The sequence below is a fragment of the Halomonas sp. KO116 genome (genome assembly GCF_000734975.2).
Taxonomy (GTDB): domain Bacteria; phylum Pseudomonadota; class Gammaproteobacteria; order Pseudomonadales; family Halomonadaceae; genus Vreelandella; species Vreelandella glaciei.
In genome coordinates, this window is record NZ_CP011052.1 from 1,623,315 (window position 1) to 1,646,232 (window position 22,918).

Here is a 22,918-nt window from a genome sequence, read left to right on the forward strand (position 1 = left end):
TTTCCCTCCCAGCCTAGCCCCCCAACCCTAATACGCTTTAGCCTAGCACAAGCTGCTTAAGTCGGCTGAGTATCGTAAGCTGGTACTATAAGCTCACCCGCTAGATAAGTAGGCTATGCCATGGATATAAAAACCCTCAGCGAACGCGATATTTGCACCAAATTCATTACCCCGGCGTTGGTGCGGGCGGGATGGGATATCCAGACGCAAATTCGGGAAGAGGTGACGTTTACAGCAGGTAGGATTATCGTGCGCGGACGGCTACATACCCGGGGCAAAAAGCGCCGTGCCGACTACCTGCTGAGCTTCCAGAAAAACCAGCCGATTGCGGTGATAGAAGCCAAAGACAACAAGCACAGCCTGGGTGATGGCATGCAGCAGGCTCTGGCCTATAGCGATGCATTGGATGTGCCTTTTGTGTTTTCCAGCAACGGTGATGGTTTCCTGTTCCACGACCGCACGGGGCTGGGTGGGCAAACCGAAACCATGATGACGTTGGCCGAGTTTCCGTCTCCTGATGAGCTATGGGAGCGCTATTGCCAATACAAAGGCATTCAGCCCGCGGCTCGCCCGGTGGTTGAGCAGCCCTATTTTGATGACGGCAGCGGCCGAAGCCCGCGTTACTACCAGCGCATTGCTATCAACCGTAGCGTCGAGGCGGTGGTACGGGGGCAGGATCGCATTCTGCTGGTAATGGCGACAGGCACGGGTAAGACGTTCACCGCCTTTCAGATCATCTGGCGGCTGTGGAAGTCACGCCAGAAGAAACGGATTCTTTTCCTGGCTGACCGCAATATTCTGGTCGACCAGACCATGAACAACGACTTCAAGCCTTTTAAAGGTGCGATGGCGAAGCTTTCGGCAAAAGCAGGAGGTGTTGAGAAAGATGGTCAAAAGCTAGATATCACCCTGGCTGTGAAAAGGGGTAAAGATCGGGTCAATAAAGTGGATGCCTCTTACGAGATTTATCTTGGGCTGTATCAAGCTCTTAGCGGTAAAGAAGACATTCAGAACATATACAAGCAGTTCTCACCAGATTTCTTCGATCTGGTTGTGATCGACGAGTGCCACCGGGGCAGTGCTGCGGAAGACTCCGCCTGGCGCAAGATTCTCGATTACTTCAGAGCGGCAACGCATATCGGCTTAACCGCAACGCCCAAAGAGACCAAGGAAGTCTCGAACATCGATTACTTCGGCGCACCGCTTTACACCTACTCGCTCAAGCAGGGCATCGAGGATGGCTTTCTTGCGCCCTATAAAGTGGTGCGGGTGGATATCGACAAAGACCTTCAGGGCTGGCGGCCCAGCAAGGGCCAGCGGGATAAGCATGGCCAGGAGATTGAAGACCGCATCTACAACCAGAAGGATTTCGATAAACAGCTGGTGCTGGAAAAACGCACCCAACTGGTCGCGGCAAAACTCACCGAGCTGCTGGAAAGCACCGACCCCTACCAGAAAACCATCGTCTTCTGTGAAGATATCGACCATGCCGAGCGTATGCGCCAAGCCCTGGTGAACCTCAATCCTAAGCGGGTGGCTGAGAACCGCAAATACATCATGCGTATTACCGGCGATGAGCAGGAAGGCAAGGCCGAACTGGACAACTTCATCGACCCCGAATCACGCTACCCGGTGATCGCCACCACCAGCAAGCTTATGACCACCGGCGTGGATGCCCAGACCTGCAAGCTGATTGTGCTCGACCAGCGCATTCAGTCGATGACTGAGTTCAAGCAGATTATTGGCCGGGGCACCCGCATCAACGACGACTACCACAAGCACTGGTTCACGATTCTGGATTTCAAGAAAGCCACCGAACTGTTCGCCGACCCGGATTTCGATGGCGAGCCAGTACAGGTCTACCAGCCTTATTCCGATGACGCGCCCATCGTGCCGGAAGACGAGCAAACCGGCGGACTGGATGAAGAACAGGCTGACGCACAAGACACGACGGACGTGCTCGCAGAAGGTGTCGAGACGGACTGGGCCGAGTACGATGTCGACGACAACGCCACCTGGGAATCTGACGATGTGGGCGGCCTGAGCACCACTGAAGGCCCCGAGCCACGGCGCAAATACGTGGTGGATGACGTGGAAGTCAGTATTGTCGCCGAGCGCGTTCAATATTTGGGGCCGGATGGCAAGCTGATTACCGAAAGCCTGCGCGATTACACCCGTAAACAGGTGAAAGCCCAGTACGCTTCCCTGGATGACTTTTTGCGTAGCTGGCAGGATGCCGAGCGCAAGCAAGTGATTCTTGATGAGCTGGCCGAAGAGGGCATCTTCTGGGATGCGCTGGTGGCCGAACTGGGCCAGAAGTGGGGAGAAGAACCCGACCCTTTCGATGTGATCTGCCATATCGCCTTCGATCGACCGCCGCTAAGCCGCCGCGAGCGGGCTGAACAGGTCAGAAAGCGCGATATCTTCAACCGCTACGAAGGCCAAGCCCGGCAGGTGCTCGAATCCCTGGTGGATAAATACGCCGATTCGGGCATTGCGCCGATAGAAGACCCCAAGGTGCTGACGCTGACACCCTTCAGTGAGCTTGGCGCCCCGATGGAACTAATTAACGCCTTTGGTGGCAAGCCGGGCTACCAGCGTGCCCTGTATGAACTGGAAGACGCGCTTTACCAGACCCCGGCCTGATACCATTCTCTTTTTGCTAGCGGCCTGCACCTGTGCAGGCCGCTATTAACATGCCAACGGAACACACCTCATCATGGCAATAAGTACCACGATTAAATCCATTCAAGACATCATGCGGAAAGACGTGGGCATTGACGGCGACGCCCAGCGAATTGGCCAGTTGGTGTGGCTACTATTTTTGAAGATCTTCGACGACCGCGAGAAAGAGTGGGAAATGTTCAGCGATGACTACCGCTCGCCAATCCCCGAGCCGCTGCGCTGGCGGAACTGGGCCGCCGACCCGGAAGGCATGACCGGTGGCGAGCTCAAGGATTTTATCGATAACACCCTTTTCCCCGGCCTGCAGCAGCTACAGCCCCAGGGCGACGATATTCGCGGCGTAGTGATTCGTAATGTATTCGAGGATGCTTATAACTACATGAAATCTGGCCAGTTGATGCGCCAGGTGATCAACCGCCTGCAAAGCGGCGTCGACTTCAACAAGTCTGCCGAGCGCCACGAGCTGGGCGAACTCTACGAACAGATCCTCAAAGACCTGCAAAGCGCGGGCAACGCCGGTGAGTTCTACACCCCGCGGGCGGTGACCGAATTTATGGTTAACCGGGTCGACCCCAAGCTGGAAGAAACCGTGATGGACCCGGCCTGCGGCACCGGTGGGTTTTTAACTTGCACCATCGAGCACAAGCGCCGCTATTACGTGAAAACCCTGCAGGACGAACAGACCCTGCAGAACAGCATCCATGGGGTCGAAAAAAAGCCGCTGCCGCACCTGCTGGCTACCACCAATATGATTCTGCACGGCATTGAAGTGCCCAACCAGATCCGCCACGACAACACCCTGGCGCGCCCGCTGCGCGATTGGGGGCCGAAAGAGCGGGTGGATGTGATTGTGGCCAACCCGCCGTTTGGCGGCATGGAAGAAGACGGTATTGAAACCAACTTCCCCAGCGCCTTCCGCACCCGGGAAACCGCTGACCTGTTCATGACGCTGTTTATCCAGCTGCTGAAAAACACCGGCCGCGCCGCCGTGGTGCTGCCGGATGGCTTTCTGTTTGGCGAGGGCATGAAAACCCGCCTCAAGGAAAAGCTGCTGGAGGAGTGCAACCTGCACACCATCGTGCGCCTACCCAACGGCGTGTTTAACCCCTACACCGGCATCAAGACCAACCTGCTGTTCTTCACCAAGGGCCAGCCAACAGAAAACATCTGGTATTACGAACACCCCTACCCGGAAGGCTACAAGAACTACAGCAAGACCCGCCCGATGAAGTTTGCCGAATTCCAGACAGAGATCGACTGGTGGGGCGATGAAACCGATGGCTTTGCCAGCCGTGAGGAAACCCATCAGGCCTGGAAGGTCTCGATCGACGATATCAAGGCGCGTAACTACAACCTAGATATCAAGAACCCCTGGCAGGGCGAAGAGGTAAGCCACGACCCGGACGAGCTGCTGGCCAAGTACGAACAACAACAGTCTGAGATTCAAGAGCTGCTCGACCAGCTGAAAACCATCCTCGGTGATGCGCTGACCTGTGACGGGAGGGAGCAGGCATGAGTGCACAAACGCTGATCACGGAGCATCTGGATCTATGGGCCGGGGCGGTAACGAAGAAGTCCAGCAGTGGCCGTGGGGGTAATAGAAAGGTTGAGTTGACGGGGATAAAGAAGCTTCGGGAGCTGATTTTAGAATTGGCAGTGCGTGGGAAGCTGGTGGAGCAAAATCCGAATGATGAGCCTGCACCCACACTTCTCACCCGAATCAAAGATATTGAGCAAGAACTAGTTAAATCAAAGCGGATAAGAAAGCCTAAGCATGTGGCCAGCATTTCTGCAGAGGAAGCTGAGTTCAACCTGCCATCTAGTTGGCAATGGGTTCGCTTGGGCGCGATTGGTCAAATCGTGGGAGGGGGTACACCTAAATCCGGTGAGCCTTCCTTCTGGTCAGATAAGGGAATCCCTTGGCTAACTCCTGCAGACCTTTACGGGCTCAAAGAGAAATTCATTGCTTCAGGTAATCGTGATATTTCCGAACTCGGGTTGGCTAAGTCTTCTGCGCAATTGTTGCCGTTGGGAAGCGTATTGTTCTCCAGTAGAGCGCCTATAGGGTATGTTGCGATAACATCGGGAGAGCTTGCTACCAACCAAGGGTTCAAGTCTTGTGTTCCACGCATCCAAGAGATGAACCAGTTCATTTATTATTTTTTGAAGCGGTCCGCACCACATATCGATGCCAGCGCAAGCGGCACAACTTTCAAGGAGGTTTCCGGCACAAAAGTGGCATCCATCCCCATGCCGCTCCCACCACTCGAAGAACAACACCGCATCGTCCAAAAAGTCGATGAACTGATGGCCATCTGCGACAGGCTGGAACAGCAAACCAGCGACCAGCTCGACGCCCACGAAACCCTCGTGGAAACCTTGCTTGGCACTTTAACTCAATCCGCGAACGCCACCGAGCTGGCCGACAACTGGGCGCGCCTCGCCGAGCACTTCGACACGCTGTTTACCACTGAGCAAAGCATCGGCAAGCTTAAACAGAGCATCCTGCAATTGGCAGTAATGGGGCGGCTGGTGGAGCAGGATGAGGGGGATGAGCCAGTGATAAATCTGCTCAAGCAGCATTACATTATAAGCAAGCCTTGTTCTTTGAATGGGTGGGCCGAGGTTTCGTTGGGTAATCTAGGAACAGTTTTAGGTGGTTCTACGCCTACGAAGTCCAAAGGTGAGTTTTGGAATGGAAGCATTCCTTGGGTATCACCAAAAGACATGAAGTGCCATCTAATAAAAGATTCCCAGATAAGAGTTACCGAGCAGGCCCTGAGCCAATCAAACTTAAAGCTAGTGCCTGAAAATAGCCTAATTATGGTTGTTCGGGGAATGATTTTGGCACACTCCTTCCCAGTTGCGATCACTGAAAGTGAAGTAACAATTAACCAAGATATGAAGGCACTGACCCCGCCTGATGAAATCAGCAAATACCTACTTTTGTACCTACAGGCATCGAAACATAAGGTAGTAGAACTTGTTGACCGATCATCTCATGGCACATGCAAGCTGATTTCAAAAAAGCTTTGGTCACTCCCTATACTCTTGCCACCCCTTGAAGAACAACACCGCATCGTCCAAAAAGTCGATGAGCTGATGGCCCTCTGTGTCCACCTCAAAGAACGCCTGAACCAAGCCAGCGAGGCCCGCTGCCAGTTGGCGGGGGCGGTAGTGGAAGGGGCGCTCAGTTAATGATTTACAGAAGCAAATAAAAGCGCTTTTTAGAGCTGCGGATCTGCTCAAACTCCATTTTTGAGCTGCGTCCAGATGCTCAAAAAAGTCTAAAACTGTTACATGGCTATTTTTTTAATTTAATCAATACTTTAATTAAGGATAACATGTTATGAAAAGCGGTAATGTTATGACAACGTTAGTGATTGGCGCGAACGGACAGATTGGCAAGCAGTTTTGCGAGCTAGCCCAAAAAGCGGGCACGCCCATCAAGGCGATGATTCGCAGTGAAGGGCAGGCAGCTTGGTTCAAAGAGCACGGCATCGATACCGTGGTAGCTGATTTAGAAGGCGAGTTTGAGCATGCCTTTGATGGCTGTGACCAAGTGGTCTTTACAGCGGGTTCAGGCCCTCATACCGGTCCAGACAAAACCCTAATGATCGACCTGTTCGGTGCCATTCGTACCGCCGATATCGCCAAGCAAAAAGGTCTCTCCCGCTACATCATGATTAGCGCCATGCGGGCAGAACAGCCATTGGACGCGCCCGAGAAAATGCGCCCCTATATGGCCGCAAAATTTGCCGCCGATGCTCACCTTCGCAATAGCAGACTTCCCTACGTCATTCTCAAGCCAGGGCGGTTGACCGACGAAGCCGCCAGTCAGCGGTTTGCCAGTTCACTGGAGGAAGCAGGCGACAACCAAATCTCCCGCGCCAACGTTTCCCATGCGCTACTTCACGCTGTGCAAAAGCCCGATTTGGTAAACCAGGAGTACCTGCTGCTGGATGGCAAACGTTCGATTGGCGAGATCATTCAGTAGCCAGGCCCAAGCCGCTCCTCACGCATTCACCCCCTTCATGCCTTCCGGTGTATAGCGCTCGCCGATGACCGGAAGGCGTGCAGTGGCCGCTTCGAGCTGTTCCTGCTCATCGATGGTTAATTGGATGGATGCCGCTGCCGCATTCTCTTCAAGATAGCGCAACTGCTTTGTGCCAGGGATCGGTACAATGTTGTCGCCTTTGGAAAGTAGCCAGGCCAGCGAGAGCTGCGCAGGGGTGCAGCCTTTGAGTGACGCCATGTCACCAATCACCTCTGCGATTCGGCGGTTAGTGTCCAGGGCCTGTTCAGAGAAGCGCGGTAGGTTAGAACGAAAATCACCTTCGCCGAAATCAGCGTTCTCTTGAAACCTGCCCGTCAAAAACCCTCGACCGAGAGGAGAGTAGGGCACAAAGCCGATGCCAAGCTCCTTGCAGGTGGGCAGTACCGCTTGCTCTACGTCCCGTGTCCAGAGCGAGTATTCGGTTTGAACCGCCGTCACCGGGTGCACGGCGTGTGCGCGGCGCAGGGTCTCGTCGCTAACCTCGCAGAGGCCAATATGGGCAATTTTTCCCTCTTTAACCAGTTGTGCCAAGCCCTCCATGGTCTCTTCGATAGGGGTTTCCGGGTTAACGCGGTGAACGTAGTAGATATCGATTTGTTCGATGCCCAGCCGCTTCAGCGACGCCTCGCAAGCTTGGCGGGCATACTGGGCGCTGCTATCCAGGCGACGCTGATACTCACCGGGGTTACGAACAATGCCAAATTTGGTGGCGATACGTACGTTTGGCTTATGGCTGGCAAGAAAAAGGCCAATCAGCTCCTCGTTATGGTGTGGCCCGTACATATCCGCCGTGTCAAAAAAGTCGATGCCCAGCTCCACTGCCCGGGCCAACACCCGAAGCGACTCGCTATCGTCTCGGGGGCCGTAGAACTCGCTCATTCCCATGCAGCCTAAGCCAATGGCAGAGAGGGTCAGGTCGGTGCCGAGTGTACGTGTTTGCATGCTATGTCTCCTGTAATGACTTAAGAAACCATGGCCCATCAATAGAGCGTGAGCCGTTATCGAGCGCTTGTTGAAACGCGTAATAACAGCGTGGCACTATCCAATAATGAAAAAAATGAACGAATTCGGTAAACCGTTTTCCAGTTTTGAAAATCAGATGCCCCGCGGGTGGGTCTGGGATGACACGCGCACCTTTCTGGCGGTGGCCCGCCATGGCACTTTGAGTGGCGCGGCAGCGGAACTCCATCTGGGAATCGCGACGCTCTCCCGGCGTATCGAGCGGCTCGAAAAAGCCTTAAAGCTTCCGTTGTTCGTTCGTCAGCAGTCGGGCTATCAGCTTACCGAGGAAGGGGCCGGGCTAATCGAAAAAGCCGAAGCGCTGGAAGCCGCCGCAGCTGCCTTCTCGAGCGGAGGCGCACTTGCTACGCAACTGAGCGGTAGGGTGCGCTTGGCCACGGCTGAAAACCTAGCCACGTCGTTGATTCTGCCTGCATTGCCACAGTTTTATGCTCAGTACCCCGGCATCACACTTGAGCTGGTGACCGATATCACCACCGTTAATCTGCACCGCCGCGACGCTGATCTGGCGCTTAGAATGGTTAAGCCCGAGCGGGGCAATGTCACCCTTCGGCGCCTCGGCTCGCTGGGTTTTGGGCTTTATGCTAGCCCCAGTTATGTGGCCCAGCGTGAGATTCATCATGACGCGGGCGATTACGACAGCGACGCCTTTATTACCTGGGGAGACATGCAAGCGCACCTGCCTGCCGCCCAGTGGATTGAGCGGGTTCTGCAAGGGCGGGAGCCGGCGCTAACCACCACCTCGCTGGCGACCCAGCTAGCGGCGGCCAAAGCGGGGCTGGGGATAGCGGTATTGCCACATTTTCTGGCCAGGGAGGCCGGGCTTGTCTGTGTCGCTACGGATATTGGCGTAGATCAGCCCATCTATCTCGTTATCCAGACGGATCTTACCCAGTCAGGCCGCATTCGGGCCGTGGCAGACTTTCTGGCTGAAATGGTGGCCAATAACCGCGAACGCTTGAGTGGGTGATAGAGTCACTAAGTCTCCACTTTTTATCCTATAGGCCACCCATGACACCTACTGATATTGGCAGCGCCTACGATCAGATCACTCACCTTTGGCAAAGCGAAAAATTCAATCTCGCTAACGGCATAGAGGCGCACAAAAGGGCGCTTTCGTTTGTGAAAAATCGGGGCAGGGCGCTGGATATCGGTTGCGGCTGTACCGGCCGCTTTATCGACTTCTTGCAACAAGAAGGCTTTACGCCTGAAGGCGTGGATATTTCCGATGAAATGCTGCGCCTCGCTAAGCAGAAGCACCCTGACGTGACCTTTCACCATCAGGATATTTGCCAATGGCAGCCGCCGGAAAAATACGACTTTATCACCGCCTGGGACAGCATTTGGCATATTCCGCTAGCGCTGCAGGAAAGCGTGATGACCAAACTTATCGGAAGCCTGAATAAGGGTGGGGTACTGATCTTCTCTTTCGGGGGTACCGACGAACCCGGTGAGCACACCGATAGCTTCATGGGGCCAGAAATTTACTACTCCACGCTTGGTACCAGCGGCTTCTTGTCCCTGCTGATTACGCTAGGCGCGGTGTGCAGACATCTGGAGTACGACCAGTATCCGGAGTTGCATACTTATTTGATAGTGCAGAAGGGGTAGCATGTTGCTTTTTATCAAATAAATATCATCAGGACTGATCGTCATGCTCGCCGATGGCAAAATATAAATAGTTTTGTCATCGCATCGGTAGAACAGTCTGTTTAATGAGCAAAATTGGCAGCTTTAGCCCCGATTGTGAGTATCGGAGGAAGCCATGATTTGCTGCATTAAATCTTGGTTTTGAAGAACTTGCAGCGTTTCTTTTTCAGCTTCTGCTCTAGGCACTATCAACTCCCGCTTGAGCCACTTCGCCAGCGGCTCGCTACGGCGGCTATCGGTTTGGCTGGGTAACCACAGGCACAGGCGCGCAGGAGTCTGAATACTCCCCCAGGGGGCCACCAGCCTGCCACTCTTCAGGTCGTCTTCTACCAATAGCCGCGGCGCGATGGCGATACCCAGGCCCGCCACTGCCGCTTCCATCAAGTAGTAAAGGTGATCGAACCCCTGGCCTTTGCTTAGCGCCGTTTCAAGCTGTGCCAGCTCTAGCCCTTTGGCAGTGGCCCACTGCGGCCATGCCTGGGGGCGGGAAGATGTATATAAAAGCTTATTGGCAAGCAGCGATTCGGGCTTGGTCGCATCGCACTGGGCCGCCAGCTGCGGGCTCGCCACTGCACATATCTGCTCCGCCATCAGCTCGAATACCTCCACACCCGCAGGCCAGGGTGGCTCGGCAAACGCCAGGGTGGCGCTGGCATCCGTTTGCGTACCCGGCTGTTCGCTTTCGCTCACCACGACTTTTAGCTTGAGCTCAGGCAGCTCGCGGTGCAGGCGATCCAGGCGGGGAATCAACCAGCGTGCTAGCAGGCTGCCAGGGCAGGCGAGAGTAAAGGGGGCTTCTTCCACATCACGTTTGAGCGCTGCGCAACTATCCTTGAGACGGTCGAACGCCTCTCCCACACCGATTTGCAGCTTTTCGCCATGTGGCGTAAGCGCTATGCCTCGGCCCGCTTTGGCAAAAAGCGCGACACCAAAATGGTCATCCAGACTCTTTAACTGGCGGCTAACAGCGCCGTGAGTCACGCTTAGCTCATTGGCAGCGGCGGTCACGCTACCCAAACGGGCGGTGGCTTCAAAGGCGCGCAAGGCGCTAAGCGGCGGCATGCTGTGTTGCATGGGCTATCCTGCTGATAGTTGACTTAAAATCACATGTTGCTGACATCTTATCGATTTTTATCCCGGCCTGCTTGCGCTACTTTCATTACATTGTTTTTCACTGAACGGTTTTTACTGAACAGTTCGATAACGCATTCAGAGGTCGCGATGAATCAACCTGTAGACGTATCCCAGAGCCTGCCCGATGCCAACGGTTTGTTTGGCAACTTTGGCGGCCGCTTTGTCGCCGAAACCCTGATGCCGCTGATTCTTGAACTGCAAGACGAATACACCACCGCCAAGAACGACCCCGAATTCCAGCGCCAATTGGCCTATTTTCAGGGCGATTATGTGGGGCGGCCAAGCCCGCTCTACTTTGCCGAGCGGCTGACCGAGCACTTTGGCGGTGCGAGTATTTACTTGAAGCGCGAAGAGCTCAATCACACCGGCGCGCACAAGATCAACAATTGCATTGGTCAGGTGTTGTTGGCCAAGCAGATGGGTAAAAAACGCATCATCGCGGAAACCGGCGCAGGCATGCACGGCGTTGCCACCGCAACCGTTGCGGCGCGCTTCGGTTTGCCTTGTGTCATCTATATGGGCGCAACCGACATCGAACGCCAGCAGCCCAACGTATTCCGCATGAAGCTGCTGGGCGCGGAAGTGATCCCCGTTACCTCGGGCACCGGCACGCTAAAAGACGCCATGAACGAAGCGCTGCGCGACTGGGTAACGAATGTCGACGACACCTTCTACATCATTGGCACCGTGGCGGGGCCACACCCATACCCGGCCATGGTACGTGACTTTCAGGCCGTGATCGGCCATGAAACCCGTGCCCAAATGCTGGAAAAGAAAGGTCGCCTGCCGGATTCGCTGGTGGCCTGCATTGGCGGCGGTTCAAACGCCTTGGGGCTGTTTCACCCCTTCCTGAATGACCTCGACGTGAAGATGATTGGCGTAGAAGCGGGTGGCAAGGGCGTGAAAAGCGGCCTGCATGCAGCCAGCCTGAACGGCGGCACCCCCGGCGTGCTGCACGGCAATCGCACCTACTTGCTGCAAAACGAAGATGGCCAGATTATCGACGCCCACTCGATTTCCGCCGGACTGGATTATCCCGGCATTGGGCCAGAGCACGCCTGGTTGCATGAGCAGGGGCGGGTCGAGTACGTCTCTGCCACCGACGACGAAGCGCTGGAAGCCTTTCAAATTTGCTGTCAACAGGAAGGTATTATCCCCGCACTGGAGACCGCTCATGCCCTGGCCGAAGTGGCCAAGCGCGCACCCAGCCTGCCCCGCGAGCACTTAATGGTGGTCAACCTCAGCGGGCGTGGTGACAAGGACATGATGAGCGTCGCCCATCACCTGGGTGAAAAATTCGGGGTTAAACAGCTATGAGCGCGACACAGGAGAACGTCATGACCCATACCTCTCGTCTTGAAAACTGCTTTGCTGCGCTCAAGCAGCAAAACCGCCCGGCGCTGGTGAGTTACCTCACCGCTGGCGATCCGGATGCCGAGACATCCTGCCGCCTGTTGCACGGGCTGCCAAAAGCGGGGGTGGATATCATCGAACTCGGCATGCCGTTCAGCGACCCCATGGCCGATGGCCCCGCCATCCAGAAAGCCGCACTGCGTGCCTTGAATAACGGCCAGACACAAGCCAAAACGCTGGAAATGGTGCGCCGCTTCCGTGCAGAAGACAGCACCACGCCCATTGTGCTGATGGGCTACTACAACCCCATTTACTGCTACGGCGTCGAGCGCTTCTTGACCGATGCCGCCAAGGCCGGGGTCGATGGCCTGATCGTGGTAGACCTGCCGCCCGAGCACGACGAAGAGCTCTGCCAGCCAGCGGCGCAACACGGCATTGATTTTATTCGACTGGCCACGCCGACCACCGATGCCAAGCGCCTGCCCAAAGTGCTGGCCAATGCCTCCGGGTTTATCTACTACGTTTCCGTTGCCGGTGTCACTGGTGGAAGTGCGCCCACGCCAGAACGGTTGGAAGGCGCAGTAGCCGGGCTTCGTAAACATACTGAACTGCCCATCGCCGTCGGTTTTGGTATTCGTACCGCCGAGCAGGCCGCCGCCATCGGCCGTTATAGCGACGCGGTCGTCGTTGGCTCTGCGCTCGTCGATTGTATCGAAAATGCCAACACGCCTGATGAAGCCGTAGAGCGTGTGCATGGCCTGGTGAGTGAGTTGGCCGAAAGCGTCAGGGCGTGTAGGGAGGTGAGTGAAGAACACCAGTTTTAACCCGGATGATGATAATCTCCCAGAGTCGCTGATGGGCGATGCTCGCACAGCGAGGCGCCGCCACCGGTTTCAGCCCAGCAATCCGCTGTCACCCTTCAAGATTCTATAAAACTGAGAGAAACAATGGGAAAGCTCTTTTCACTAATCGTCATAGTAGCGCTTGGCTACGCGGGCATTTACTTCTATTACGGTGTTGTCGTTGAGCGGGAAATCCAAGAACAGCTGGATGACCGTGGCCTCTCCGCTGTTAGCATCGATGACGTTGAGTATGATGTGCTGGCGCCGGTTAGCACCTCTGCAGACATCGCTGTCACCGTGACTTATCGCGGCTCTCAAGCAACGCTAGATTTGGCAGTGCAGGGCCACCCTCTGTTTTCTGATGATGTCACGGTCGAATTTGATAGCCTACAAGCACTACGGCTGGGCATGAGTTTCGGGCAGTAAGCGGCAGCCATACATGCTCTACGCCTATCGAAACCGCCACTACTACCAGCAACCCAGCCATTAACCAATTAAAGCCCTTAACGATTGCAGTGCTCTTAACACGGCTGCCTACCGCGCTGCCAATCGCGATATAGCTACCGGGGGCGCCCGCGGCCAGCAGCGCCAACCCGAACGCCCACACCACTAAACTAAGCCCATGAATGTCAGCGGCAGGAAACTGCAGGGTGGTAATGGGCAGGGTGGCCACAATGGCTTTGGGATTCAGTAACTGCATGACCAGCCCGTCGCGAAAATTGAGTAGCCGTGGGGCATTGTCTAGCGAACTTAAATCCGCGCTTGATCGGGCAAGCTTGATCGCGAGATAAACGATATAACTGCAGCCTAGCGCGCTGACTACCACCAGCGCCTCATCGTCGATCCATGCAGCACCTGCCCAACCTAAGACCAATAAATACGCCAGCATCGCGGTGCCCACGCCAAGGCAAAATCCCACCGATTGCCTGGCTTGGCCATTGATGCCAACGTTCAAGCCAAGCAGATTCACAGGCCCAGGGGTGTACATGACGCCCAGGGCATAGGCGACGATTGCTAACATGGTGAAACCTCTGTTTGCGTATTTAAGTGTTAGCGCGCGATATCACGCTGATACTGGTGGGGTGTCATGCCATAAATGCGCTTAAAGCGACGGTTGAAATGGCTAAGGTCCGCAAAGCCATAGCGCAAAGCGACCTCGGTTAACGAGGCGCCAACATCCAGGGCAGCGCGGGCCGCATTGATTCGGCAATTGATCACATACTGGTGCGGCGTGATGCCGTACTGCTGACGAAACAGTCGCAAGAAGTGGTATTTGGAGATATGCGCCGCTTGGCTAATGTCATCAAGGGAGATATCCCTATCCAGGTGGGCGTGAATATACGCTTTCGCCAGGCCCAGCAGGGCATCGGGGCGGGTGAGCACCTGGTTGGGCTGAGAAACCCCGCCGAGTTGCACGGTTCGCTCGATAACCTGATAAAGCGCATTCTCCTGATCGATACAGCTACCGGCGTGAGACGTGACCAACCGCGCCAGTTCTAAAATGGCGTTGCGCAATTGGGCATCCTGAATCAGCGTGCTATCCGAACGAAAGCTAGCCATTTTTTCGTGACCCAGGACTTCCGCAAACTGCGCGTTGACCTGTTCAGGGTGCACATACACCATCAGGTAATCCAGCGCGTGCTCGCCGCCTGGTTCGCCATCGTGAACTTGCTCGGGATTAAATAGAATAACGTTGCCTGGAGAGCTACGGTGAAACCGCCCGCCGCTGAAGAAATCCTGACGGCCCGCCAGGGTGACACCGAAAGCATACTCCTCATGGGCATGGCGGTCGTAGCTGAAATCCTCAATGGCCGCGTGAAGCACCGTTAGCGTTGGCACATGCTGGCTTTTGATAAATTGAAACCGGCTTGCGTTACTCATGCCGCCCCTCCTGATTAGTCACACCACCTAGCTTATGCCAACCCCGTACCCGAATGCTTGTACATAATTGCTAATCGGCTGGGGGAGGGCAGTGGTTGGTGAGCCATGATGTCATCAGGTTGTTTTTTTGTTCTTCAGCGCGTCGGCGATACGCTCGGCAATCATTATCGTAGGCACATTGGTATTGGCACGGGGGATCGACGGCATCAGTGAAGCGTCGCATACAAAGAGCCCCTCGACACCGTGTACCGCACCATCAGCGCCGGTCACCGCGTCAGGATCGCTGGCCTTGCCCATGCGGCAAGTACCTGAAGGGTGCCAGGTGCCTCCTACATTGCTCGTGACAAAATGGGTCATGGCAGCATCATCATTGAGTAACGCCTCAAGCGTAACGCCCTGGGTAACCAGTGAGTGTACTAATCGTTTACGCAGAGGTCCGGACATTTCCAGCAGACCACACAGTGTTCCACGTTGCAGGGCGTTCCAGATGCCAGGCCGGGCAACACTTGCTACTCGAGGTGAGTAGCTGGCAGCGAAAATAACATCACTACATGCCTTCATGTTGGCGTCTTTCATCAAGCACGCTCCAAAGGTAAGTGCCTGCTTGAGTCGCGCCAGATCCCTCGGGTCTGAAAGCATGTTAAATTCAACGTTGGGAGCCAAGGCCGGGTCAGAAGAGTTTAGTGTCACTCTCCCTCGCGAGTAGGATTTGTTGACCCAGAAGAACAAGGTTCCTAGGCGATAGCCAATGCTGTGCCATGCCGAACGAGACAGAATGGCACCATGCATATCTCCCGACGTACACCCATGTAGATTGGAAGAGAAGCGTACGACCGCCTGCTCATGGTGGCCTTCTGGAAACAGGGTTCGAGCCTGTTTGGGGAGAAAGGTCGATACGGCGATGGAAGGGTGTTCCATCAAGTTTCCCCCAACGCCTGGCAAGTGGTGGACGACAGGGATGCCATGTGAGGCGAGCGCCTCTGATGGCCCGATTCCACTACGCAAGAGAAGTGCTGGAGAGTGGATCGCCCCGGCACTGACAACGACCCTGTCCGCATGAACATGTTCAGCATGACTACCATTGCCAACCAGTCGAGCACCGACCGCGCGCTTGCCCTCGAACAGTACCTTATCGACCGTCAGCCGTGTACGTATGTGCAGATTGGGGCGGGCACGTACGGCTTCGCTGAGATAGCAAACCGATGTGGGAATACGCTCTCCCCCTTCACTCATCGCGACCGCGCCAATATAGGCTCCATCCTTCCAAGCCCCATTCTGATCGAGCTTCAGCGGATATCCCTGATGCTCCAACGTGTTGATCATGGATCTGACGAATGGTGAAAGCGTTTCCAAAGCGGGCCTGGCAATGCGCAGCGGCCCATCCTGCCCATGCAGCTTACCTACATGGTCTTGATCATTCTCCAACTTGCGAAAATAGGGTAAACAACTTCGCCAGTCCCACCCGTCGGCCCCCATCTCATGCCATTCATCATAGTCTTGCGGCGCTCCACGATTGGCCATCATGGCATTGATCGCTGAACCACCCCCTAGAAGGCGGGCTTGCTCGTAGCGCCGATGTCCCTGGCTTGACGCATGCATTACTGCCTGAAGATGACGCCAGATATTCTGGATATCGAGATAGGCGCGTCCCGGATAGGCACTGCGAATAGCAGCAGGCATCCTCGCCGGATGTAGGTTGTTTCCTGCCTCCACCAAGCAGACATCGTTTTCCGGCACTTCAGATAAGCGTGCCGCGAGTACGCAGCCCGCTGATCCTCCACCAAGAATGAGGTAACGCGTCATGATTGCCCATCCCTATGGTTCGTAGCCCGAAATCCCTTTGATTTCCAGGTAAGCATCGAGTCCCCATTCGGCATATTCGCGGCCATTGCCTGAACGCTTGTATCCACCAAAGGGGGCGCTCGCATCCCAGTCAGGATCATTGATGTAGACATTTCCGACCTGCAGTTGTAAGGCAACTTGTCGGGCACGCTCGATATTTCCAGACTGAATGTAGGCAGCTAAGCCGAATTCGCTATCATTGGCTAATGTGATGGCATGTGCCTCATCTTGATAAGGCAGCACGACCAGTACCGGGCCGAAGATCTCTTCGCGGGCAATTCGCATCTCTGGTGTCACTTCCCCGAAGATGGTGGGTTTGACGTAGTAGCCGCCAAGCAAGCCCTCCGGTCGACCTAGGCCGCCCGTGACCAATTGTGCACCTTCCTCCAGGCCGACGTTGATCATCTCCTGTACACGCTGATACTGGAGTTTGTTGATCAAAGGGCCAAGCGTCGTATCCGGCGCCTCGGGAGCCCCTACTCGATGCGCTTCGGCCGCTCGTCTGGCTATTTCAAGCGCTTCTTCGTAGCGTGACTGTGGCACCAGCATGCGTGTCGGGGCATTGCAGGATTGACCGCTATTGTCGAAGCAAGCATCGACACCACGGGTCACTGCCGATGTCAGGTCGGCATCGGAAAGAATGATATTGGCCGACTTCCCGCCGAGTTCCTGGTGTACCCGCTTCACCGTGGGGGCGGCCGTTTGAGCGACATCGATACCGGCACGAGTCGATCCCGTGATCGACACCATTGACACGTCAGCGTGGCGACACAATGCCCGTCCCACCTCAGGCCCATCACCATTTATCAGATTGAAAACGCCATCCGGAACACCCGCCTCGGCAAGTATTTCGGTCAAGACGATGGCATTCAGAGGGGCAACTTCGCTTGGTTTAAGGACGATGGTGCAACCAGCTGCCAGCGCGGGGGCAACCTTGCACATGATCTGATTCAGCGGCCAGTTCCAAGGGCTGATCAGGGCAGCAACACCGATAGGCTCGCGAATCACAAGGCTTTTGCCACGCCGCTCATGAAAAGAGTAGGAGGCCAGCACACGAATCATCTCCTCCAGATGGCGCTGCCCCAATCCTACCTGCCACTCACGCGACAGCTTGAGCGGTGACCCCACTTCACGGGAAATCAGTTTTGCCAGTTCTTCACTTCTTCGCTTATAGACTTCGAGTATGCGAAGAAGCAACGCCGAGCGCTCCTCGCGAGAGGTCGCAGAGTAGGCAGGAAATGCCTTGTAGGCTGCTGCTACGGCTCGATCAACATCTTCTGCCGTCCCCATCGATATGTCAGTCAGATGTTTCTCCGTAGCGGGGTCAACCACCGCTAACCGGGCATCCCCATGGGGGGGAACCCATTGGCCATCGATATAGAAGTTCAGGGCATTACGCATAGTTCCCTCTCGTTTTGGGAATTTAGTTGATACCGACGCACAGGTATTTGATTTCCACATAGTCATCAATACCGTACTTGGAGCCTTCGCGGCCGATGCCCGACTCCTTGACGCCGCCGAAGGGGGCTACCTCGCTGGAGATGATGCCCTCATTGAGGCCGACGATGCCGAAGTCCAGGGCTTCTGCCACCCGCCAGGAGCGGGAGAGATTCTCCGTGTAGAAGTAACTGGCCAGGCCGAAGGGGGTATCGTTGGCAAGGGCGATGGCATCTTTCTCGCTATCGAAACGGATCAAGGGGGCTACTGGGCCAAAGGTCTCCTCACGCATCAGCAGGGCATCCCGGGACACGTCAGTGAGAATTGTCGGGTATAGGAAGTTGCCGCCGCGGGCGTGAGCAACGCCACCTGTCAACAAGCGGGCGCCTCCCTTCAGGGCATCGTCGATATGCTCCTGCACCTTGGCGACGGCACGCTCGTCGATTAGCGGCCCGAGCGTTACCCCCTCCTCAAAACCGTCACCCACCGAAAGTGCTTCCACCGCAGCCTTGAGTTTGTCGGCAAACGCATCGTAGACACCGTCCTGCACCAATATCCGGTTGGCACAAACGCACGTCTGGCCGGTATTGCGGAATTTTGATGCCATGACACCGTCTACCGCCGCGTCCAGATTGGCGTCGTCAAAGATAATGAAGGGCGCATTTCCCCCCAGCTCCATGGAGACCTTCTTGACAGTGTTCGAGCAGCGCTGCATCAATTGTTTGCCGACTTCGGTGGAACCGGTGAAGGTCAGCTTACGTACCGCTGGGTTGTCGGTCAGTTCGTTACCGACTACCGATGCCTGCCCGGTGACGATATTCAGTACCCCCTTGGGGACGCCCGCCTGCTCGGCCAGCTCAGCCAGTGCCAGGGCGGAAAAGGGCGTCGCGCTGGCTGGCTTGATCACGATGCTGCAACCCGCTGCCAACGCGGCACCTGCCTTGCGGGTGATCATGGCGTTAGGGAAGTTCCAGGGCGTGATGGCGGCGACCACACCAATCGGCTGCTTGAGCACCAGTATTCGTCGACCTTCGCCTGTGCTGGGAATGATGTCGCCGTAGACTCTCTTGGCCTCTTCGGCGAACCACTCAATGAAGGCCGAGCCATAAGCGATCTCGCCCCGTGCTTCGGCCAGTGGCTTGCCCTGTTCGAGGGTCAGCAACTGTGCCAGGGGCTCTTGCTGTTCCATGCACAGGTCAAACCAGCGGCGCAGAATGACGGCGCGGGCCTTGGCGGTCAGCGCCGCCCAGCCAGCGCCCGCTTCCTCGGCAGCCTGAATGGCTGTGCGAACTTCCTCTGCGGAGAGGCTAGGTACATGGCCGATGAGTTCACCATTGGACGGGTTATGCACCGCCACGGTACGGCCGTCGCTAGCCGAGACCCAGGCCCCATTGATATAACACTGCTGGCGTAGAAGGGATGTTGCTTGGTTCATGTCGATTCCTGTCTTTGCTGTTATGAAATAGCTGGGCTTATGCAATAGACGAACTGCTGGAGAAGTCAGGCTGGTGGATCAGCAAGCATTCAATAGCCGCGCTTGCGGTCGACGACGCCCATCATTTCGTGGCCTGCCTGATGCCGGGCAATATTGTCCAGCAGCATCATCACGGCACTTTCTGGTTGGGTCATGCTGGCCACATGGGGCGTCAAAAGAACGCGGGGGTGGTGCCACAGGGGGTGATCTGCGGGTGGTGGTTCCGGCGCGAATACATCCAGCACGGCGGCAGAGAGCTGACCGCTGTCCAGGGCGGAGAGCAGGTCGCGATCCACTAGGTGAGCACCGCGCCCCACATTGATCAGTGACGCACCGCGCGGCAATTGAGCAAAAAGCCTGGCATCGAGAATGCCTCGGGTGTGGTCGGTCAGCGGCAACAGGCAGACAAGGATATCGCTGCCAGCGAGGAAGTCCCCCAGCGCTGCCTCCCCCGCATAACACTTCACGCCAGGGAGTTCGCGAGCAGTGCGGCTCCAGCCACGACAGCTGAAACCCAACCCCACTAGATGCTGCGCCACCGCTGCACCCAACTGGCCAAGGCCCAATATCCCCACACAGCATTGCGCGGCCGGGCGCACCCGCCATGTTTTCCACACGCGCTCACGTTGCTGGGCGATGTAGCTCAATAAATCCCGATGCAGCCCAAGCACCGCCATCGCCACGTACGCCTGCATGGTGGCAACGATGCCGGGCTCCTGCATGCGCACGAGCGGCACATGGTGGGGCAGGGCATCCAGGTCGAACTGGTCGACACCCGCGCCGAGCGAGAAGATCACCTCCAGATTGCTGAAGCGTTCCAGATCCTCGATGGGGGCCCAGGTACCCAGATAGCGAACATCAAGGGGATCTCCATAGTCTGGCCAGTGGTGAAACGCCATGTCCGGCGCGTGCAGAGCGAACAGGCGCTCCCACTCCTGACCCCGTTCGGGGTCCGCGTTATAAACGAAACTCATGCTGGTTCTCCCATCATCCCAAGGCTTGGCTGGCCAGGGCATAACGTTTGGTAGGGCCGCTCCTTGGAAGATCGCTTCCCGCGACCATCTGAGGAATGCGATCGACCTCGCTAATGCCGATCCCGTCAAGCCAGGCGGCCAGGTCGGCATCCAGGGTGTCGAGCCTCACGAAGCTGCCTGGCAGACGGGTCAGCCAAGCCTCGATCAGGCACTTGGCGGCGTCATGCTCATGCGCGATGACCGGGCCGATGACATACCCATGGCCAAAATCGCGACAAATCGCGGCACCACTCAACTGACCATCCGCCTGTTCCAGCACCAACGCCTCTCCCTGTTCCAATAGGCTGGAAAGCAGCGCCCTGCGTGGGCTGTCGTTGGCCTGTTCATCCAGGGTGATCAATGCCTCGTAGTCGGTCGCACGGAAGCCCCTCACCCCGGGATGGGCCAGTGGGAAGAGCGCTTGTCCCGCCGCCGAGTCGGTAAGCCTACCTTGGCACTGATGCACCCAGGCGGTCTCAGTGAAACCCAGTGAGCGGTACAGGTCGGCTCCGGCTTGGGTCGCATACAGCTCGATACGCGTGGCGGTGATGGCCTCCAGTAATGTCTCCATTACCTTTCGACCCAACCCCTGGCGTGTGTAGTTCGGTGATACGATGACCAGCCCCAATGTTGCCAGCCTCGCATCGAACGACCAGTGCATCCCGGTGGCAACCAGTGAGCCGTTGTGCACACCAGCTACCCCACTGCCCAGAGCCAGCAGCCGCTGCCAATCGCAATGCCGATGGGGCCACCCCGCGGCGTCGGAGAGCTTGGCGGCTTGGTCGAGGTGGCGCTCCTTCAGGGGAAGAAAGTCAATATTCACGTCGGTGACTGCCTGCGTGCCAGCACTAGCAGCAACACCAGCGCGAAGGAAGCGGCTGTCAGCAAGGTGCTGATGGCAGCGATGGTCGGATCGATCTCGTCGCGCAGCGCAGTGAACATGCGCACGGTCAGCGGCTGGTTCTGCCCCCCAGAGATGAAGAGCGCCACCATGGTTTCGTCCAGCGCCTGAATGAACGCAAAGATCGCACCGGTCACCACGCTGGGCATGATCTGGGGCAGTGTGACGCTCATGAACGCGCGGAAGCGATTCATGCCAAGGCTTCTGGCCACCATCTCCTGGGTCTGGTCGAAACCGTGCAGCCCCGCCGTGACGGCGGTGATCACATAGGGCAGCGCCAACATCACATCCGCCATGATCAAACCAGGAATGGTATAAAGCACCCCCGACAAGGCGTAGATGAAGAACACACCAGTGGCGACGATGATGATCGGCACGATCAGTGGCAGCAGAAGCACGATCTTTAAATAGCGCATAAGCCAGTGGGACGAGTTATTGATGGCATAGGCCGCTGCTACGCCAATCGGTGTAGCGATCAAGGCCGTAGAGAAGGCCACAATCAGACTCGTCTTCGCGGCAGACATCCACCCCGGATTGTTGAATAAGGAGTCATACCAGCGAAACGAATAATTGCTGGGCGGAAAGGAGAGAAATCGACTGTCCGAGAACGACATTGGCACGACAATCAGCAGTGGCAGGATCAGGAAAGCTAGCACCAGTGCCACATAGCCCATAAAGGTGATTCGGCTCAAGGATAGTTTGTTCATTTTGCACCCAGTATCTTCTCGAGAGGGACGAGACGGCTCACCACATAGAAAATGGCCAGCACACAGAGGAGCAGCACGACACTGACTGCACTGGCGGCCCCCCAGTCGCTATAGAGCTGGATGTTGCGGCTGACCAGCATCGAGGCCATGACCGTGCGTCCTCCACCCACCAGCTCGGGGGTGATATAGAAACCGAGGCACAGCACGAACACGAGTGTCATGCCCGCTAACACCCCACTGAGAGAGAGTGGGAAGAACACCCGCATGAACACGTGCAGGGGAGTGCCGCCAAGACTCGCGCCAGCCTGTATCAGGTCGTGGGGGATTTTCTGCATGGTGGCGTAGAGCGGCAACACCATGAACGGCAATAGGATATGTACCGTGGCAATGATGGTGCCGAGCTCGTTATGCACCAGCGCCAGCGGTGCATCGATAAGGCCGACGCCCATCAGAGATTCGTTCACCACGCCCGAGCGTTGCAGCAGAATCAGCCAGGCATAGGCCCTCACCAGAACGCTGGTCCAGAAAGGCAGAATCACCAGCGCCAGCACCAGTACCGACCAGCGCCGCGGTAATATCGACGCAGCATAGGCAATGGGGTAGCCCATCAGCAGCGCCAGCAGCGTCACGATAAAGCTGATGCGAAACGTGACCCAGAACGTATTCCAGTAGATCCCTTCCGTGAAGATTCGCTGATAGTGCTCAAGCGTGAAGCCATCGGCATAGAATGATTGACCGATTAACCAGCCAAGTGGAATGAGGAGCAGTACGAAAACCACTAGCACGGCGGGCGACATCAAGAGCAGCATGAGCGCATGCTCGCGCCGCCGATAGCCAAGTGATGCATCCCGGTGGCTAACGAGAGGGAAATTACTGTTGATGGCGGTCGCTTTCAAAGGATGTCTCCTATCGGGAAATCGAC

Annotated in this window: 20 protein-coding genes; 9 read left to right on the top strand and 11 right to left on the bottom strand. The window is 56.3% G+C overall.

Annotated elements, in window-relative coordinates; translation table 11 throughout:
* Positions 1-120: 120 nt before the first annotated feature.
* From hsdR to KO116_RS07500, 4 genes are all read left to right on the top strand, one after another.
* Positions 121-2,646: an EcoAI/FtnUII family type I restriction enzme subunit R gene (hsdR, locus tag KO116_RS07485; protein ID WP_035560243.1), complete on the top strand. Its 2,526-nt coding sequence runs from the start codon at positions 121-123 to the stop codon at positions 2,644-2,646.
* Positions 2,647-2,719: 73 nt separating this feature from the next.
* The gene (locus KO116_RS07490; protein ID WP_035560246.1) at positions 2,720-4,201 is read left to right on the top strand and encodes a type I restriction-modification system subunit M; all 1,482 of its coding nucleotides are present in this window, start codon (positions 2,720-2,722) and stop codon (positions 4,199-4,201) included.
* The gene (locus KO116_RS07495; protein ID WP_035560249.1) at positions 4,198-5,883 is read left to right on the top strand and encodes a restriction endonuclease subunit S; all 1,686 of its coding nucleotides are present in this window, start codon (positions 4,198-4,200) and stop codon (positions 5,881-5,883) included. The genes KO116_RS07490 and KO116_RS07495 overlap by 4 nt, the downstream gene beginning before the upstream one ends.
* A 169-nt stretch (positions 5,884-6,052) precedes the next feature.
* The gene (locus tag KO116_RS07500) at positions 6,053-6,682 is read left to right on the top strand and encodes an SDR family oxidoreductase (RefSeq protein WP_035560410.1); all 630 of its coding nucleotides are present in this window, start codon (positions 6,053-6,055) and stop codon (positions 6,680-6,682) included.
* An 18-nt stretch (positions 6,683-6,700) separates the two neighbouring features.
* Here KO116_RS07500 and KO116_RS07505 read toward each other — a convergent pair whose 3' ends face one another.
* Positions 6,701-7,684: an aldo/keto reductase gene (locus tag KO116_RS07505; protein ID WP_035560252.1), complete on the bottom strand. Its 984-nt coding sequence runs from the start codon at positions 7,682-7,684 to the stop codon at positions 6,701-6,703.
* A 106-nt stretch (positions 7,685-7,790) separates the two neighbouring features.
* Between KO116_RS07505 and KO116_RS07510 the strand changes: the two genes are divergently transcribed.
* Both KO116_RS07510 and KO116_RS07515 read left to right on the top strand, forming a co-directional pair.
* On the top strand, positions 7,791-8,732 hold the full coding sequence (locus KO116_RS07510; RefSeq protein WP_035560256.1) for a LysR family transcriptional regulator: 942 nt from the start codon (positions 7,791-7,793) through the stop codon (positions 8,730-8,732).
* A 41-nt stretch (positions 8,733-8,773) separates the two neighbouring features.
* Complete coding sequence (locus KO116_RS07515; protein ID WP_035560259.1) at positions 8,774-9,373, top strand: class I SAM-dependent methyltransferase; 600 nt, start codon at positions 8,774-8,776, stop codon at positions 9,371-9,373.
* 123 nt (positions 9,374-9,496) lie between these two features.
* Here KO116_RS07515 and KO116_RS07520 read toward each other — a convergent pair whose 3' ends face one another.
* A complete protein-coding gene (locus tag KO116_RS07520) occupies positions 9,497-10,486 on the bottom strand; it encodes a LysR family transcriptional regulator (RefSeq protein WP_035560262.1) in 990 nt (329 codons plus the stop codon).
* Between the two features lie 147 nt (positions 10,487-10,633).
* On the opposite strand from KO116_RS07520, the gene trpB reads away from it, so the two are divergent.
* The 3 genes from trpB to KO116_RS07535 all read left to right on the top strand — a co-directional run bounded on the left by trpB (position 10,634) and on the right by KO116_RS07535 (position 13,167).
* Entirely contained in the window at positions 10,634-11,863 is a 1,230-nt protein-coding gene (gene trpB, locus KO116_RS07525) for a tryptophan synthase subunit beta (RefSeq protein WP_035560265.1), read from the top strand.
* 20 nt (positions 11,864-11,883) lie between these two features.
* Positions 11,884-12,723: a tryptophan synthase subunit alpha gene (gene trpA / locus KO116_RS07530; protein WP_035560268.1), complete on the top strand. Its 840-nt coding sequence runs from the start codon at positions 11,884-11,886 to the stop codon at positions 12,721-12,723.
* 123 nt (positions 12,724-12,846) lie between these two features.
* Entirely contained in the window at positions 12,847-13,167 is a 321-nt protein-coding gene (locus KO116_RS07535; RefSeq protein ID WP_035560271.1) for a hypothetical protein, read from the top strand.
* On the opposite strand, the gene KO116_RS07540 is transcribed toward KO116_RS07535, so the two are convergent.
* The 9 genes from KO116_RS07540 to KO116_RS07580 form a co-directional block, all read right to left on the bottom strand.
* A complete protein-coding gene (locus tag KO116_RS07540) occupies positions 13,109-13,762 on the bottom strand; it encodes a LysE family translocator (RefSeq protein WP_045812095.1) in 654 nt (217 codons plus the stop codon). The two genes, KO116_RS07535 and KO116_RS07540, sit on opposite strands and share 59 nt — an antisense overlap.
* Positions 13,763-13,791: 29 nt before the next feature.
* Positions 13,792-14,622: a helix-turn-helix transcriptional regulator gene (locus KO116_RS07545; RefSeq protein ID WP_035560275.1), complete on the bottom strand. Its 831-nt coding sequence runs from the start codon at positions 14,620-14,622 to the stop codon at positions 13,792-13,794.
* A gap of 114 nt (positions 14,623-14,736) precedes the next feature.
* Entirely contained in the window at positions 14,737-16,425 is a 1,689-nt protein-coding gene (locus KO116_RS07550) for a GMC family oxidoreductase (protein ID WP_035560279.1), read from the bottom strand.
* Between the two features lie 12 nt (positions 16,426-16,437).
* Positions 16,438-17,865: an aldehyde dehydrogenase family protein gene (locus KO116_RS07555; protein WP_035560282.1), complete on the bottom strand. Its 1,428-nt coding sequence runs from the start codon at positions 17,863-17,865 to the stop codon at positions 16,438-16,440.
* A gap of 22 nt (positions 17,866-17,887) precedes the next feature.
* Complete coding sequence (locus tag KO116_RS07560; RefSeq protein ID WP_035560285.1) at positions 17,888-19,336, bottom strand: NAD-dependent succinate-semialdehyde dehydrogenase; 1,449 nt, start codon at positions 19,334-19,336, stop codon at positions 17,888-17,890.
* Between the two features lie 89 nt (positions 19,337-19,425).
* Positions 19,426-20,349 carry a 2-hydroxyacid dehydrogenase gene (locus KO116_RS07565; RefSeq protein ID WP_035560288.1) on the bottom strand — a complete coding sequence of 308 codons (924 nt, stop codon included), beginning with the start codon at positions 20,347-20,349 and terminating at the stop codon, positions 19,426-19,428.
* A 13-nt stretch (positions 20,350-20,362) separates the two neighbouring features.
* Positions 20,363-21,211, bottom strand: a complete 849-nt coding sequence (locus tag KO116_RS07570) for a GNAT family N-acetyltransferase (protein WP_052703742.1) — start codon at positions 21,209-21,211, stop codon at positions 20,363-20,365.
* Positions 21,208-21,996 carry an ABC transporter permease gene (locus KO116_RS07575; RefSeq protein ID WP_035560290.1) on the bottom strand — a complete coding sequence of 263 codons (789 nt, stop codon included), beginning with the start codon at positions 21,994-21,996 and terminating at the stop codon, positions 21,208-21,210. The genes KO116_RS07570 and KO116_RS07575 overlap by 4 nt, the downstream gene beginning before the upstream one ends.
* The gene (locus tag KO116_RS07580) at positions 21,993-22,892 is read right to left on the bottom strand and encodes an ABC transporter permease (protein WP_045812096.1); all 900 of its coding nucleotides are present in this window, start codon (positions 22,890-22,892) and stop codon (positions 21,993-21,995) included. The genes KO116_RS07575 and KO116_RS07580 overlap by 4 nt, the downstream gene beginning before the upstream one ends.
* Positions 22,893-22,918: the final 26 nt, after the last annotated feature.

Bases quoted from the DNA above. Each gene is read 5' to 3' on its own strand.
- KO116_RS07550 (WP_035560279.1), bottom strand. From the start codon at position 16,425: ATGACGCGTTACCTCATTCTTGGTGGAGGATCAGCGGGCTGCGTACTC.
- KO116_RS07565 (WP_035560288.1), bottom strand. From the start codon at position 20,349: ATGAGTTTCGTTTATAACGCGGACCCCGAACGGGGTCAGGAGTGGGAG.
- trpB (WP_035560265.1), top strand. From the start codon at position 10,634: ATGAATCAACCTGTAGACGTATCCCAGAGCCTGCCCGATGCCAACGGT.
- KO116_RS07495 (WP_035560249.1), top strand. From the start codon at position 4,198: ATGAGTGCACAAACGCTGATCACGGAGCATCTGGATCTATGGGCCGGG.
- KO116_RS07545 (WP_035560275.1), bottom strand. From the start codon at position 14,622: ATGAGTAACGCAAGCCGGTTTCAATTTATCAAAAGCCAGCATGTGCCA.
- KO116_RS07535 (WP_035560271.1), top strand. From the start codon at position 12,847: ATGGGAAAGCTCTTTTCACTAATCGTCATAGTAGCGCTTGGCTACGCG.
- KO116_RS07575 (WP_035560290.1), bottom strand. From the start codon at position 21,996: ATGAACAAACTATCCTTGAGCCGAATCACCTTTATGGGCTATGTGGCA.
- KO116_RS07555 (WP_035560282.1), bottom strand. From the start codon at position 17,865: ATGCGTAATGCCCTGAACTTCTATATCGATGGCCAATGGGTTCCCCCC.
- KO116_RS07520 (WP_035560262.1), bottom strand. From the start codon at position 10,486: ATGCAACACAGCATGCCGCCGCTTAGCGCCTTGCGCGCCTTTGAAGCC.
- KO116_RS07500 (WP_035560410.1), top strand. From the start codon at position 6,053: ATGACAACGTTAGTGATTGGCGCGAACGGACAGATTGGCAAGCAGTTT.
- KO116_RS07510 (WP_035560256.1), top strand. From the start codon at position 7,791: ATGAAAAAAATGAACGAATTCGGTAAACCGTTTTCCAGTTTTGAAAAT.
- KO116_RS07515 (WP_035560259.1), top strand. From the start codon at position 8,774: ATGACACCTACTGATATTGGCAGCGCCTACGATCAGATCACTCACCTT.
- hsdR (WP_035560243.1), top strand. From the start codon at position 121: ATGGATATAAAAACCCTCAGCGAACGCGATATTTGCACCAAATTCATT.
- KO116_RS07540 (WP_045812095.1), bottom strand. From the start codon at position 13,762: ATGTTAGCAATCGTCGCCTATGCCCTGGGCGTCATGTACACCCCTGGG.
- KO116_RS07505 (WP_035560252.1), bottom strand. From the start codon at position 7,684: ATGCAAACACGTACACTCGGCACCGACCTGACCCTCTCTGCCATTGGC.
- trpA (WP_035560268.1), top strand. From the start codon at position 11,884: ATGACCCATACCTCTCGTCTTGAAAACTGCTTTGCTGCGCTCAAGCAG.
- KO116_RS07490 (WP_035560246.1), top strand. From the start codon at position 2,720: ATGGCAATAAGTACCACGATTAAATCCATTCAAGACATCATGCGGAAA.
- KO116_RS07560 (WP_035560285.1), bottom strand. From the start codon at position 19,336: ATGAACCAAGCAACATCCCTTCTACGCCAGCAGTGTTATATCAATGGG.